The 12,639-nt window shown below is 65.7% G+C and carries 11 protein-coding genes; 5 read left to right on the forward strand and 6 right to left on the reverse strand.

The genetic code is table 11. The features are described 5' to 3' along the window. Window positions 1–62: 62 nt before the first annotated feature. Window positions 63–1,880: an ABC-F family ATP-binding cassette domain-containing protein gene (locus tag ACVWYP_RS22110; protein ID WP_304499794.1), complete on the reverse strand. Its 1,818-nt coding sequence runs from the start codon at window positions 1,878–1,880 to the stop codon at window positions 63–65. Window positions 1,881–1,884: 4 nt separating this feature from the next. Continuing rightward, window positions 1,885–2,385, reverse strand: coding sequence for a YaiI/YqxD family protein (locus tag ACVWYP_RS22115; protein ID WP_304499795.1), 501 nt, complete (start codon window positions 2,383–2,385; stop codon window positions 1,885–1,887). 135 nt (window positions 2,386–2,520) lie between these two features. On the opposite strand from ACVWYP_RS22115, the gene ACVWYP_RS22120 reads away from it, so the two are divergent. Next, window positions 2,521–3,324, forward strand: a complete 804-nt coding sequence (locus ACVWYP_RS22120) for a hotdog family protein (protein WP_304499796.1) — start codon at window positions 2,521–2,523, stop codon at window positions 3,322–3,324. Window positions 3,325–3,481: 157 nt separating this feature from the next. On the opposite strand, the gene ACVWYP_RS22125 is transcribed toward ACVWYP_RS22120, so the two are convergent. Continuing rightward, entirely contained in the window at window positions 3,482–5,854 is a 2,373-nt protein-coding gene (locus ACVWYP_RS22125; RefSeq protein ID WP_304499797.1) for a xanthine dehydrogenase family protein molybdopterin-binding subunit, read from the reverse strand. Window positions 5,855–6,073: 219 nt separating this feature from the next. On the opposite strand from ACVWYP_RS22125, the gene ACVWYP_RS22130 reads away from it, so the two are divergent. The 3 genes from ACVWYP_RS22130 to ACVWYP_RS22140 all read left to right on the forward strand — a co-directional run bounded on the left by ACVWYP_RS22130 (window position 6,074) and on the right by ACVWYP_RS22140 (window position 9,050). Then, entirely contained in the window at window positions 6,074–7,117 is a 1,044-nt protein-coding gene (locus ACVWYP_RS22130; RefSeq protein WP_439711176.1) for a Ppx/GppA phosphatase family protein, read from the forward strand. 165 nt (window positions 7,118–7,282) lie between these two features. After that, window positions 7,283–7,984 carry an RlmE family RNA methyltransferase gene (locus ACVWYP_RS22135; protein WP_304499799.1) on the forward strand — a complete coding sequence of 234 codons (702 nt, stop codon included), beginning with the start codon at window positions 7,283–7,285 and terminating at the stop codon, window positions 7,982–7,984. A 247-nt stretch (window positions 7,985–8,231) separates the two neighbouring features. Next, complete coding sequence (locus ACVWYP_RS22140; protein ID WP_304499800.1) at window positions 8,232–9,050, forward strand: Crp/Fnr family transcriptional regulator; 819 nt, start codon at window positions 8,232–8,234, stop codon at window positions 9,048–9,050. Between the two features lie 26 nt (window positions 9,051–9,076). Here the strand turns inward: ACVWYP_RS22140 and ACVWYP_RS22145 are convergent, their stop codons facing one another. From ACVWYP_RS22145 to ACVWYP_RS22155, 3 genes are all read right to left on the reverse strand, one after another. Further along, the gene (locus ACVWYP_RS22145; protein WP_304499801.1) at window positions 9,077–9,274 is read right to left on the reverse strand and encodes a hypothetical protein; all 198 of its coding nucleotides are present in this window, start codon (window positions 9,272–9,274) and stop codon (window positions 9,077–9,079) included. Between the two features lie 121 nt (window positions 9,275–9,395). After that, on the reverse strand, window positions 9,396–9,782 hold the full coding sequence (locus ACVWYP_RS22150) for a phasin (RefSeq protein ID WP_456684137.1): 387 nt from the start codon (window positions 9,780–9,782) through the stop codon (window positions 9,396–9,398). A gap of 892 nt (window positions 9,783–10,674) precedes the next feature. Continuing rightward, window positions 10,675–12,162 carry a DHA2 family efflux MFS transporter permease subunit gene (locus ACVWYP_RS22155; RefSeq protein ID WP_304499803.1) on the reverse strand — a complete coding sequence of 496 codons (1,488 nt, stop codon included), beginning with the start codon at window positions 12,160–12,162 and terminating at the stop codon, window positions 10,675–10,677. 139 nt (window positions 12,163–12,301) lie between these two features. On the opposite strand from ACVWYP_RS22155, the gene ACVWYP_RS22160 reads away from it, so the two are divergent. After that, window positions 12,302–12,553 (forward strand): hypothetical protein, encoded by a 252-nt coding sequence (locus ACVWYP_RS22160; RefSeq protein WP_018271177.1) that lies wholly within the window; start codon window positions 12,302–12,304, stop codon window positions 12,551–12,553. Window positions 12,554–12,639 lie beyond the last annotated feature (86 nt).

The following is a 12,639-nucleotide window of genomic DNA, read 5'->3' on the forward strand; positions in this document are numbered from 1 at the left end:
TTGCAGATGCATGGATTGCTTCGTCGCTCCGCTCCTCGCAATGACGGCAAGAATCATTGTGTTCATGCCTGTTCGATCTCTTCGCGCAGCACTTCGAGTTCGAGCCAGCGGTCCTCGGCGGCGGCGAGCTCCTCCTGCGCCTTTGCGATCGCGGCCGAGGCGGCGTCGAATGTCTTGCGATCCTTCGTATAGAGATCGGGATCGTCGAGCAGCTTCTGCTGCTTCGCGATCTCGTTGTGCAGCTTGTCGATGGTCTTCGGCAAGGTCTCCAATGCGTGCTTCTCGTTGAAGCTCAGCCGGCGCCTCGGTGCCGCTTCGGGCGCCGCGGCCCTGGCTTCCTTCTTCTCTTCGGTCGCGGCTTCCGCCTTCACCGTCTCGCGCTTCACGTCGGCGCCGCGCTGCGCCAGCATGTCGGAATAGCCGCCGGCATATTCGATCCAGCGGCCCTGGCCTTCGGGCACGATCACCGACGTCACCACGCGGTCGAGGAAATCACGGTCGTGGCTGATCAGGATCACCGTGCCCTCGTAATCGCCGAGCATGTCCTCGAGCACGTCGAGGGTTTCGAGGTCGAGGTCGTTGGTCGGCTCGTCCAGGATCAAAAGGTTCGACGGCTTGGCCAGCGCGCGCGCCAGCATCAGGCGGCCGCGCTCGCCGCCGGAGAGCGCTTCCAGCGGCGTGCCGCGCTGCTCCTGCGCGAACAGGAAGTCCTTCATGTAGCCGATGACATGCTTCGACTTGTCGCCGACCATGACGTGATCGCCGCGGCCGCCGGTCAGCGCCTCGGCCAGCGTCAGCTTCGGGTCGAGGCTTTCGCGATGCTGGTCGAGGGTTGCCATTTCGATGTTGGCGCCGAGCCGCACCGAACCGGAGTCGGGCGGATCGTTGCCGATCAGCAAATGCACCAGCGTGGTCTTGCCGGCGCCGTTGGGACCTACGATGCCGAGCCGGTCGCCGCGCTGGATCCGGGTCGAGAAGCCGTCGACGATCGTGCGCTCGCCATAGGCCTTCACGATGTTCTTGGCCTCGATCACCAGCCGGCCGGACTTTTCGGCTTCGGCAGCGGCGAGGGTGGCATTGCCGGTGGCGCCGCGATAGTTGCGGCGCTGGTCGCGCAGCGCGAAGAGATTGCCGAGCCGCTTGACGTTGCGCTTGCGGCGACCGGAGACGCCGTAGCGCAGCCAGTGCTCCTCGTTGACGATCTTGCGGTCGAGCTTGTGCTGCTCGCGCTCTTCCTCCGCCAGCACCTCGTCGCGCCACGCCTCGAAGGCGCCGAAGCCGCGCTCGATCTGCCTGATCTGGCCGCGGTCGAGCCAGGCCGTGGCGCGCGACAAATTGGTGAGGAAGCGGCGGTCGTGGCTGATCAGCACCAGCGCGCAGCGCCGGCTCTCCAGTTCGCCCTCGAGCCATTCGATGGTCGGCAGGTCGAGATGGTTGGTCGGCTCGTCCAGCAGCAGGATATCGGGCGAGGGCGCCAGCACCCGGGCCAGCGCCGCACGGCGCGCCTCGCCGCCGGAGACATGCGCCGGATCCTCTTCGCCGCTGAGGCCGAGCTGTTCGAGCAGATAGCGCGCCTGGTAGTGGTCGTCGCCGGGGCCGAGGCCGGCCTCGACATAGGCCAGCGTCGTCTTGTGGTCGCCGAAGTCCGGCTCTTGCGGCAGATAGCGGATGGTGGCGCCGGGCTGCACGAAGCGGCTGCCCGCGTCCGGCTCGACCAGGCCGGCCGCGATCCGCAGCAGCGTCGACTTGCCGGAGCCGTTGCGGCCGATCAGGCAGACGCGCTCGCCCGCGGAGACCGACAGCTCGACGCCCGTCAACAGAGGCGTGCCGCCGAAGGTGAGGCTGATGTCCTTGAGCTGGATGAGAGGAGGCGGAGCCATCGTGCTAACCCTGCTGGCTCGCCTGCGCCTGCTCGGCGCGACGGCGCTGGATGCGGCGGATGGTCTGGTCGAGCGCCGACAGGAAGGTCGAGCGGTCGCGCGGCGAGTATGATTTCGGCCCGCCGGTGATCTCGCCCGACGAGCGCAGATCGGTCATCAGATTGCGCACCGCGAGCGTCATGCCGATCGACTGTTCGGTGAACGGCTTGCCGTTCGGCGCGATCACGTCGGCGCCGGCCTTGACGCAGCGGCTCGCCAACGGGATGTCGGCTGTTATCACGATGTCGCCCTCACGCGCGCGTTCCGCGATCCAGTCGTCGGCCGCATCCATGCCGGAACCTGCGGCGATGCGCTCGATCAGCGGATCCTGCGGCACGCGGATGAAACTGCCCGCGACCACGCTGACGGGCACGCCGTGCCGGATCGCGACGCGATAGATCTCGTCCTTCACCGGGCAGGCGTCGGCGTCGACATAGATGCGGGTGGGGGCAGGGGTTTCAGTCATCGATTCCAGGGTTGGCAGACGCGGCCTGCGTGTACTCCATCGGGCGGAAAATTGCGAGCAAAACGAGAGGCTTGTCACGCTGCCCGGTTCGACTACGATTGTCTGAGAAAAACAACGGAAATAAGGGGAAACCCCATGGATTCGAAGACGGCTTCGCTGACCTACCGCGTCTCGGCGTACAACACCTCGAAACTGTCGGAGAACAAGATCCACGACGACGCGGTGGCGCGGAAGTTCGGTTTTTCCGGCGGGCTGGTCCCCGGTGTCGATGTGATGGCCTACATGATGCACCTGCCGGTCGAGAAGTGGGGCCGCGACTTTCTCGCGCGCGGCCTGATCGAGGCGCGCTTCGTGAAGCCGGTCTATGACGGCGAGGTCGCGGAATTGACGGGCCAGGAGACCGGCAATGGGCTCATGATCGAGCTCCATAGCCGCGGCGAGCTCTGCGCCACCGGCACCGCCTCGCTGCCGGCATCCGCGCCGAAATTCGTGCTCGACGACTACAAACAGGTTGCCGCGGTCGCCGAGCGCAAGCCGGTCAGCGCGTCGTCCTATGAAGAGGGCAAGTGGCTCGGCACCATCCCGCGCGACTGGTCGGGCGATGCCGCGAAGGAGTATCTCGCCGATATCAGGGAGACCGACCCGATCTATCTACGCGAAGGTCTCGGCCATCCCGGCCTGCTGCCGCGGGTGATGAACAAGGTCCTGGTCGACAATGCGGTCCTCGGGCCCTGGATCCATGTCGGCACCCGCGTGCAGCTGCTGTCGGCCGGCAAGATCGGCGACGAGCTGACCGCGCGCGCCAAGGTGACCGGCAATTACGACAAGAAGGGCCACCGCTTCGTCGAGCTCGATGCGCTGGTGCTCGGCAACGGTGTGCCGCTCGCACATTGCTGGCACATCGCGATCACCCAGCCGCGCGAGCAGGCTGCGGCCTAGGGAAGGGGCACGTCGTCTCCACGCCACAGGTGTCATACCCCGCGCATGCGGGGTATCCAGTACGCTGCGGCCTCTCGGCTCTATCGCTGGCGTCTCTGGAATACTGGATCACCCGCTTTCGCGGGTGATGACAGTGATGTGGTGGTGGCAGGTTGCCTTACGCCGCCTTCGCCTTGGCATCCTGGATCGCGCGCCAGACGCGTTCCGGCGTCAGCGGCATATTGATGTGCTTGATGCCGTACTCCGACAGCGCGTCGACCACGGCGTTGACGATGCAGACGAGGCTGCCGGCGCAGCCGGCTTCGCCGCAGCCCTTGGTGCCGAGCGGGTTGGATTTCGCCGGCGAGGGATGATCGCCGACCAGCATCGACGGCACATCGCCGGCACGCGGCAGCGCGTAGTCCATGAACGAGCCGGTGATCGGCTGGCCTGAGGCGTCGTAGCTGACTTCCTCCATCAGCGCCTGGCCGATGCCCTGCGCGACGCCGCCGTGGAGCTGGCCCGCGACGATCATCGGATTGACCACGACGCCGAAATCGTTGACCGCGGAGTAGCGCACGATCCGCGTCACGCCGGTGTCGGGATCGATCTCGACCTCGGCGACGTGGCAGCCGTTCGGGAAGGTCGACGCCGTCTCCTTGGTGGCGTGATCGACGTCGAGCGTCTCCGGCGTGCCCTCGGGCATCTTGCCGGCGCGCATCCGCTCGGCGAGCTCCATGATGCCGATCGAGCGGTCGGTGCCCGCGATGGTGAAGCGGCCGGCGCCGAATTCGATGTCGGCCTCGGAGGCTTCCAGCATATGCGCGGCGGCGTTCTTGCCCTTCTCGACCACCAGCGCGGAAGCCTCGACGATCGCCTGGCCGGTTGCGGTGATCGAGCGCGAGCCGCCGGTGCCGTTGCCGAAGCGGACGAGATCGCTGTCGCCCTGTTCGAGCGTGATCTTCTCGAAGGGCACGCCGAGCTGGTCGGACAGCACCTGCGCGAACGGGGTGGCGTGGCCCTGGCCATAATCGAGCGTGCCGGTGGTGAGCTTCACCGAGCCGTCGGGCTCGAAGCTGATCTTGCCGAGCTCGCCGCTCGGCGGCGCGGTGACTTCGAGATAGGAGCCGACGGCGATGCCGCGCAGCTTGCCGCTCTTCTTGCTCTCCTTCTTGCGCTTGGCGAAGTTCTCGTAGTCGGAGATCTCCAGCGCCTTCTGGAACACGCCGGCGAAATCGCCGCTGTCATAGGTGACGCCGGAGGCCGCCGGGAAGGGCAGCTGCGACGGCTTGATGAAGTTGCGCTTGCGCAGCGTGAAGCGGTTGATGCCCATCTCGTCGGCCGCGGCGTCGATCAGCCGCTCCATGTAGTAATTGGCCTCGGGCCGGCCGGCGCCGCGATAGGCGCCCATCAGCGTGGTGTTGGTCAGGACCGTCTTGATGTCGACGCCGAGCAGCGGCGTGCGATAGACGCTGGCGAGGTTCTTGCCGGTGTTGAGCGACAGCGGGCCCGGCGCGACGCCGGTGATGTAGGCGCCGAGATTGCCGTAGCCGGACAGCCGCACCGCCAGGAACTTGCCGTCGGCATCGAGCGCGAGCTCGGCATGGATCAGCTGCGCGCGGCCCTGGCTGTCGGAGAGGAAGCTGGTCGAGCGCTCATCCAGCCACTTCACAGGGCGGCCGAGCTCGCGCGCCGCATGCGCGATGCAGGTGTATTCGGGATAGTTGAGGTTCTTCATCCCGAACGAGCCGCCGACATTGCCGGTGAGGATGCGGACCTTGTCGGCGGGCACGTTGAGCAGGCGCGCCAGGATCGCCTTGTTGCCCGAGACGCCCTGGGTCGGTACCTGCAGCGTGAAGCGTTCGGTTTTCTTGTCGTAATGCGCGAGGGCGACGCGCGGCTCCATCGAGACCACGGCGACGCGGGTGTTGACGATGTCGAGCTTGGTGACGTGCGCCGCGCCGGCGAACGCCGCCTCGATCTTGGCGGTGTCGCCATAGTGATAGTCGAGCGCGACGTTATCGGGGATGTCGTCATAGAGCTGCGGCGCGCCCGGCTTGGCGGCTTCGGCCGCGTCGGTCACCGCGGGCAGCGGCTCGATATCGACCTCGACGGCCTCGGCCGCGTCGCGAGCCTGCGCCGCGGTCTCCGCGACCACGAAGGCCACGGGATCGCCGACGAAGCGCACCTTGTCGGTCACGAGCGCGGGGCGGTTGGTCTGCTTGAGCGGCGAGCCGTCACGGTTTTTTAGCGGCAGGCCGCAGGTGAAGGGGTTGTAGCCGGCGGCCGCAAGGTCGGCGCCGGTCCAAACCCCGAGCACGCCCGGCATCGCCTTGGCCGCCGCCGTATCGATGCCCTTGATGAGTCCATGGGCATGGGAGGAGCGAACCATCCAGCAAGTGGCTTGGCCGGGCAGCGAGAAATCGTCGGTGTATTTGCCCTTGCCGCGCACCAGGGTGTCGTCCTCCTTTCGTCGAACAGGCTGTCCGACACCGTATTTTTGCAGTGCGATAGCGTTTTCGAGGGAGGCAGGCGGCGTGTGATCTTGCATCGAAAATGACCTGAAATGCCCGGATTTGCTGGAGTTTGGGGGCGCTGAGGAGATAACGCACGCCCCCCTTAACGACAACGCCCGATTGGGCATGGACCCAATGTGAACGGAGTTGCGTAGGGCTTTGACGCTGCTAAAGTTTCCGTGAACGACAATTATTCGGCGGGCCCAAGGATCCTCCTGGATCCACCTTGGGGTCCTGCGGAAAGACAAGTTTTGATGAACGACCATGTGCGGCTTTGCGACGGCCCCCCGGCCAGCGAAGCCCCGCCAGGGTTGGTTGCGGCAGCGGCGGAAAGTGGCGTCTACGCCGCGCTCGACCTTGGCACCAACAATTGCCGGCTGTTGATCGCCTGTCCCACCGGCGACGGGTTCCGCGTGGTCGATTCCTTCTCGCGGATCATCCGGCTCGGCGAGGGCATCGCCGCCACCGGCTCGATCAGCGAGGCCGCGATCGAGCGTGCGATCGCCGCGCTCGCCATCTGCAGCGACAAGATCCGCTATCGAAAGGCGCGCCGGCTGCGACTGATCGCAACCGAGGCCTGCCGCGCCGCCGGCAACGCCGAGAGCTTTCGCGCGCGGGTGGCGGCCGAGACCGGCATCAAGCTCGAGGTGATCGATCGCGAGACCGAGGCGACGCTCGCCGTGATCGGCTGCTCGCCGCTGCTCGATCCGAAGGGGCGGGGCGCCATCCTGTTCGATATCGGCGGCGGCTCGACCGAGCTGGTGCGGATCGAGCGCGACCCCAACGCGCCCGACGCGCCGCCACGCATCAAGGCGTGGATGTCGATCCCGCTCGGCGTCGTCACGCTGGCCGAACATTTCGGCGGCAGGAACGTCACCCGGGATCTGTATGCGCAGATGATCGACGAGGTCGCGCGGCACGTCGCGCCGTTCGCGGCCGAGCACGGCAAGGATCTGCGCGACATGCACATGCTCGGCACATCGGGTACCGTGACCACGCTCGCCGGCGTGTTCCTCAATCTGTCGCGCTATGACCGCCGCCGCATCGACGGCATCTGGATGAACGATTGCGACGTCACCGCGACGATCCAGAGGCTGCTCGGCATGAGCTATGAGGCGCGCGTCAACAACAACTGCATCAGCGTCGAGCGCGCCGATCTGGTGCTCGCCGGCTGCGCGATCCTCGATGCGATCCGCAATGCGTTCCCGATGCCGCGGCTCCGCGTCGCCGATCGCGGCCTGCGCGAGGGCATGCTGGTCGAGATGATGCGCGAGGACGGCGCGCTGCGGGCGTGCTAGAGCTTCTCTTGCCTCGCCCCGCTTGCCGGGAGAGGCCGGATTGCATGTCAATGCAATCCGGGTGAGGGGACTCTCCACGAGCGCATCTCTCACCTTCATTGCGGAACCAGCCCCTCACCCCAACCCTCTCCCCGCAAGAGCGGGGCGAGGGAGTAGAGAAGCAGTATGGCGAAAGACACCACCGGGCGGCTGCACGTCACGGTCAAGAGCGGCGGCAAGCGCAAGCTGTCGTCAAAACTCTGGCTCGAGCGCCAGCTCAACGATCCCTATGTCGCCAAGGCCAAGGCGATGGGCTACCGCTCGCGCGCGGCGTTCAAGCTCACCGAGATCGACGACAAATATCGTCTGCTCAAGCCGGGCATGACGGTGGTCGATCTTGGTGCGGCGCCCGGCGGCTGGAGCCAGATCGCGGCGAAGCGCACCGGTGCCGCCGACGGCAAGGGCAAGGTGGTCGCGATCGATCTGCTGGAGATGGGCGAGATCCCCGGCGTCACCTTCGCGCAGCTCGACTTCCTCGACCATGACGCGCCGGAAAAACTGATCGCGATGATGGGCGGCCGCGCGGATATCGTGATGTCCGACATGGCCGCCAACACCACTGGCCATCGCAAGACCGATCAGCTGCGCATCATCGGCCTGGTCGAGACCGCCGCGCATTTTGCCGGCGAGGTGCTCAATCCCGGCGGCACGTTCCTGGCAAAGGTGTTCCAGAGCGGCGCCGACGCCGAGCTGGTGGGGCAACTGAAGCGCGATTTCGCCACCGTCCGCCACGTCAAGCCGGCCGCCAGCCGGCAGGATTCGTCGGAGCGCTACGTGCTGGCGACGGGATTCCGCGGACAGCAACAGCCGTCATCGCGCGGGGAGTAGCAACGACGCGTTCGCCGAAGCCTCCGCGAAGGCAATCCATGATTAGGGGCCGGCGGGAGCGCCGCCCCGGTACGCGAGCGCGTCGCGGTCTGACCTGAATCCATTGGAACTCTTCTCGTTACGGCGTATTCTACCTTTCCGGCGCGGTCAGTTCGTTGCGTATTTCGGCCTGGCGCCACGGCAGGGTTGTGCAGCGAGCCGCGCCTCCGTCTTGCGGAGCTCTTCCGTGATGGAACGCAGGTCGAGCATGGGTAATCGCCTTTTGGCGGCCTTGCCGCCCGCCGATCTTGATTTGCTTGCGCCTCATCTCCGCAAGGTGTCGCTCGAACGCGACGCAGTGCTGGTGCGGTCGGGCGACCTCGTCGAACAGATCTATTTCCCCTGCACGTCATTGATCGCGTTCGTCATGGACATGCCGAACGGACAGGCCGTCGCGACGACTATGATCGGCAACGAGGGCGCCGTCGGCATCCTGTCGACACTCAGGTCGATACGCTCGCCGATGACCGCGGTGGTTCGCGTCGCGGGCACGACGTGGCAGATTTCGCCGGCACGATTTCACGCCGCACTCGCGCACAGTCACGCGCTTGCCGGTGCGGTGCAGCTCCATATGCGGTCGTTGCTGGTCCAGTTCCAGCATATCGCGGCGTGCAATGCGCTCCATTCCGTGGAAGCCCGCCTGGCCCGGTGGCTGTTGCAGGTTCACGATCAGATCGGTGACGAGACGCTGCCGCTGACGCAGGAGACGCTGTCGGAATTGCTGGGTGTGCGACGAACGACTGTGACCCACGTCGTGCACAAGCTTCGCGCCTCGGGCGCAATCCGCTCCAACCGGCGGAGCTCGATCGAGGTCGACAGGCCGCGGCTCGAAACTGCGGCCTGCGAGTGCTACGAGATCATGCGCCGCAGGATCGACCGCATCGTATCCGCGGAAGGGATCAAGTCGTCCGGTCGCGGCGCGCCGCCACATGGACCTCCGCGTTCGCACGCCCGGCCGTGGACCAATGGCGACAAGGTTCATGCACATGCGCGCGGCGCGAGTGCTGAGCGATCACGAAGCCATTGAATGCGGTTGCAACGCAGACGCAGGTGTCAGGACGCCTTGCGCAATTCCTGCTCGGGTTCGTGGACCCACGCCTCCCTGGCGAACCATTCGTGATTGGTCCGACAGCCCGTGCAATAGCTGCGCGAAAAGAACACGGCGCTGCGCCGGAACGTCTCGCGGTCGGATTTCATGCCGGTATTGATCGCACGTCCCGTCCGCGGGCATTTGATCATGATGACGCCCACCTCGGTCCTCCTCCAATGTCAGGGATTGCTGGTCCCGCGCACCGTCGGCTGGACCGCGCCCCTTCTGATCGGAGACGCTTGGTCCAGCCGGCCTGGGAGCGGGGGGGGGGGGGGCGGCTCCTCAGGAAGGTGTTTTCAGGGCCTTTGCAAAGCTCTTCTTGATCGGCTCGGAGGTCTCGGTCGCGACCTTCCTCGCGATCTCCCAGAGCTCCTTGTTCTGCGCGGTCGTCACTTCGAAAGCCTTGCGGCCGTGATCGGCCGAAAGCTGGATGGCTTCCGACAGCGACCTAGTGCCGGCGAGTTCGGATATGAAAGCGAGGGCCGAACTGGCGTTGATATGCGAGATATCGATCACTTTGGCTGCGTAATCCGCGGCGCCCTTGGCGTTGACCGCGTATGCTTCCTTGAGCAGGACAGAGATTTCCTCCGAAGCTTCCTTGACCTTCTCGAACTGTTCTCGGGCACGCCTCGCATTCTGTTCGGCGATACCCTGAAAGGCCTGGGGCAACGCAAACAGGGGCGGGGCTAAAGCCGCCGGCTTTCGGATTGTCGCTCACTTCATTCGTATGGACGTCACTCACTGGCTCTGATCCTTTCAAGCGAAACCAGATCAAGGAAAATCCGCGCCTCGCGGTGCACGGACGCTGGGGAAGCGCACCTGGAGCGCTTCCTTCCACATGGCTTTTTGCTGAATGCCGGGTCACCGCGTGCCCGCTTGAGCCGGACTATGCAGCATCGGCGGCGTAGCTTCCGTTCGCTTTCTGACTCTCGCGGAGATTTTTTTCCGGGGCGAAACGGCCGTCGTATCGTGCCACCGCAGGGCGTTCAGCCACCGATCGCGGCGGTGGCGCAGCCGGTGCGGCTGGACATCCCGACCGCTTGCGTCAGGAGGGTGCGTGGTCGGGTGTCATCATGGATCGGAAGGCTCGCAGCAACGACATTTCAGCGCGACCGGTTGGAACCTCGACGCGCGGCCGGAGTCGATTCCGTTGCTCCCGGCCAATGCCCCCCAAGCCCACCGGAGAGAAAACCCCAACTGGGTTGGCGGCCTTGGTGCAGCGTCAGTTTCGCGCACCGGGGCCGTTTCGTGCTGGACTGGAAAATTGGATACCGTCGGCGCATATTTCTGACATGGCGACCATTGTTCAATGCAATTGCGGCGCCGAGTACAGACGCACCGAAGAGAAGTTCTTGGTGCCGCATACGGGTGATGCGATCTGCACGGTCTGCGGAGCAGCGTTGGAATCGTGGCTGGAAGCGACCCACGTTCCCACATACGAACTTATCGAACGTCCGGATCGAGGACAGCCAGGCGGAATGACCGGCCACCCCTGATGGCCTGGTCGTGACCTGACGACGGCTCGCGGTGTCCGTGCCTCGGGAACGGCTCGTTCGATCGACTAGCCGAGCCGCTGATCGCGCGCGTTCTGGGTGTCCTCGGTGGCGACCTTGACGGCTTCGGTCGCGGCGCGCTTCTCGGCGCCCTTGCGGCTCGATATGTCGATCGCCTTGCGGCCGGCGATCTCGTTGCCGGCCTCAGCCGGCATCTGCCAGAAGAACCAGGCCGAGGCCGCCGAGATCAGCGAGACCACGATGAAGGCCGGCGCGAACACGTCGGCGGAGAGCTCGGTCTGGTGATGCAGCGCCAGCGTGGTCTCAACCGAGAACGCGCCGACCGCGACGCCGGCGGACACCGCGAGCTGCTGGTTGACGCTGACGAGGGTGGTGGCCCGGCTCATCTGCGGTGCCTCGACCTCGGCATAGGCCACGGTGTTGATCGCGGTGAATTGCAGCGAGCGGAAGAAGCCGCCGACCACCAGCATCGTGAAGATCAGCATCAGCGGCGTCGAGATCGTGAACAGGGCGCAGGCGGCGAGGAAGGCCGAACTGACCACCGCGTTGACGGTCATCATGTTGCGGAAGCCGAAGGCGCGGATGATGCGCGCCGCCAGCGTCTTCATCCCCATGGCGCCGACCGCCGACGCAAAGGTGACGAGACCGGACTGGAACGGCGACAGGCCGAAGCCGACCTGCATCAACAGCGGCAGCAGGAACGGCAGCGCGCCGATGCCGAGCCGGAACATGAAGCCGCCGACGATCGACGCGCGCATGGTCGGCAGCCGCAGCAAGCCGAAATCGAGCACCGGCGAACCGGTCCGCCGCGCGTGGATGACGTATAGCGTCATCGATACCGTGCCGACCCCGACCAGCGCGGCGACGATCGGCCACGGCAGCAAATTGAGCCCGGCCACCGACAGCCCGAAGGCGATGCCGGCGAGGCCGATCCCGGCCAGCACCAGTCCCACGAGATCGAAGCGCTCGGGATCCTCGCTCTTGATCGGGTCGATGTATTTCAGCGCCAGGAAGATGCCGAGCAGCCCGATCGGGATGTTGATCAGGAAGATCCAGTGCCAGGAGAAATAGGTGGTGATGAAGCCGCCAAGCGGCGGCCCGATCACCGGGCCGATCAGCGCCGGGACCGTCACCCAGGCCATCGCGTTGACCAGCGCGCTCTTGTCGACCGAGCGCAGCAGCACCAGCCGCCCGACCGGGGTCATCATCGCCCCGCCGAGGCCCTGCAGGATGCGGGCGAACACGAAATCGGTCACCGAGGACGACAGTGCGCAGCCGATCGAGCCCAGCATGAACACGCCGACGGCGCCGGCAAACACGATGCGGGCGCCGAAGCGGTCCGCGGTCCAGCCGCTCGCCGGGATGAACACCGCGAGCGACAGCAGGTAGGAGGTGATCGCCAGTTTCAGCGTCAGCGGGCTGGTGCCGATATCGGCGGCGATCGCGGGCAGCGAGGTCGCGATCACCGTGGAGTCCATGTTCTCCATGAACAGGGCGGTGGCCACGATGAGCGGGATCAGGCGTTGCTTGTTCATCAAAATAGGACAGCTGTGCTGAAAAGGCGGGCGAGCGGGCCATATCATCCTGCCCTCGGCCACGCTATTGCGGAACCGGCCAAACGCCCTAAATCCTGCGTGACGCTGGTATGCATCCGCCCGTGTCCAAAGGTTCGCCGTGATCTACGTCCTTGCCGCTCTCTTGCCGCCGATCGGACTGCTCCTGAACGGACAGCCGTTTTCGGCCATCTTTAATCTGGTCCTGATCGTGTTTTGCGCGGTTTTCGGGCTGTTTTTCCACGTGTTGCTGCTGGTGCCGTCGGCCCATGCCGTGATCGCGGTCCACATGAAGCGCGAGGACCGGCGCCATCGCGAAATGGTCGAGGCGATCCGCCGCCATGGGCCGCCGCCGGGTTACCGGGCGCCCTGAACCGGCCCCTAAAAAGGCCTGTGCATGGCTGGCAAACACTTTGATTCGTCATCCCGCCATGCTATCGACCAGCGTCAACCCCACCG

This window comes from Bradyrhizobium sp. USDA 3262 (genome assembly GCF_054060035.1).

Excerpts from the sequence above, each read along its gene's own strand:
- ACVWYP_RS22155 (WP_304499803.1), bottom strand. The coding sequence starts at position 12,162 with ATGAACAAGCAACGCCTGATCCCGCTCATCGTGGCCACCGCCCTGTTC.
- ACVWYP_RS22140 (WP_304499800.1), top strand. The coding sequence starts at position 8,232 with ATGGGTAATCGCCTTTTGGCGGCCTTGCCGCCCGCCGATCTTGATTTG.
- ACVWYP_RS22120 (WP_304499796.1), top strand. The coding sequence starts at position 2,521 with ATGGATTCGAAGACGGCTTCGCTGACCTACCGCGTCTCGGCGTACAAC.
- ACVWYP_RS22115 (WP_304499795.1), bottom strand. The coding sequence starts at position 2,385 with ATGACTGAAACCCCTGCCCCCACCCGCATCTATGTCGACGCCGACGCC.
- ACVWYP_RS22130 (WP_439711176.1), top strand. The coding sequence starts at position 6,074 with ATGAACGACCATGTGCGGCTTTGCGACGGCCCCCCGGCCAGCGAAGCC.
- ACVWYP_RS22125 (WP_304499797.1), bottom strand. The coding sequence starts at position 5,854 with ATGCAAGATCACACGCCGCCTGCCTCCCTCGAAAACGCTATCGCACTG.
- ACVWYP_RS22110 (WP_304499794.1), bottom strand. The coding sequence starts at position 1,880 with ATGGCTCCGCCTCCTCTCATCCAGCTCAAGGACATCAGCCTCACCTTC.
- ACVWYP_RS22135 (WP_304499799.1), top strand. The coding sequence starts at position 7,283 with ATGGCGAAAGACACCACCGGGCGGCTGCACGTCACGGTCAAGAGCGGC.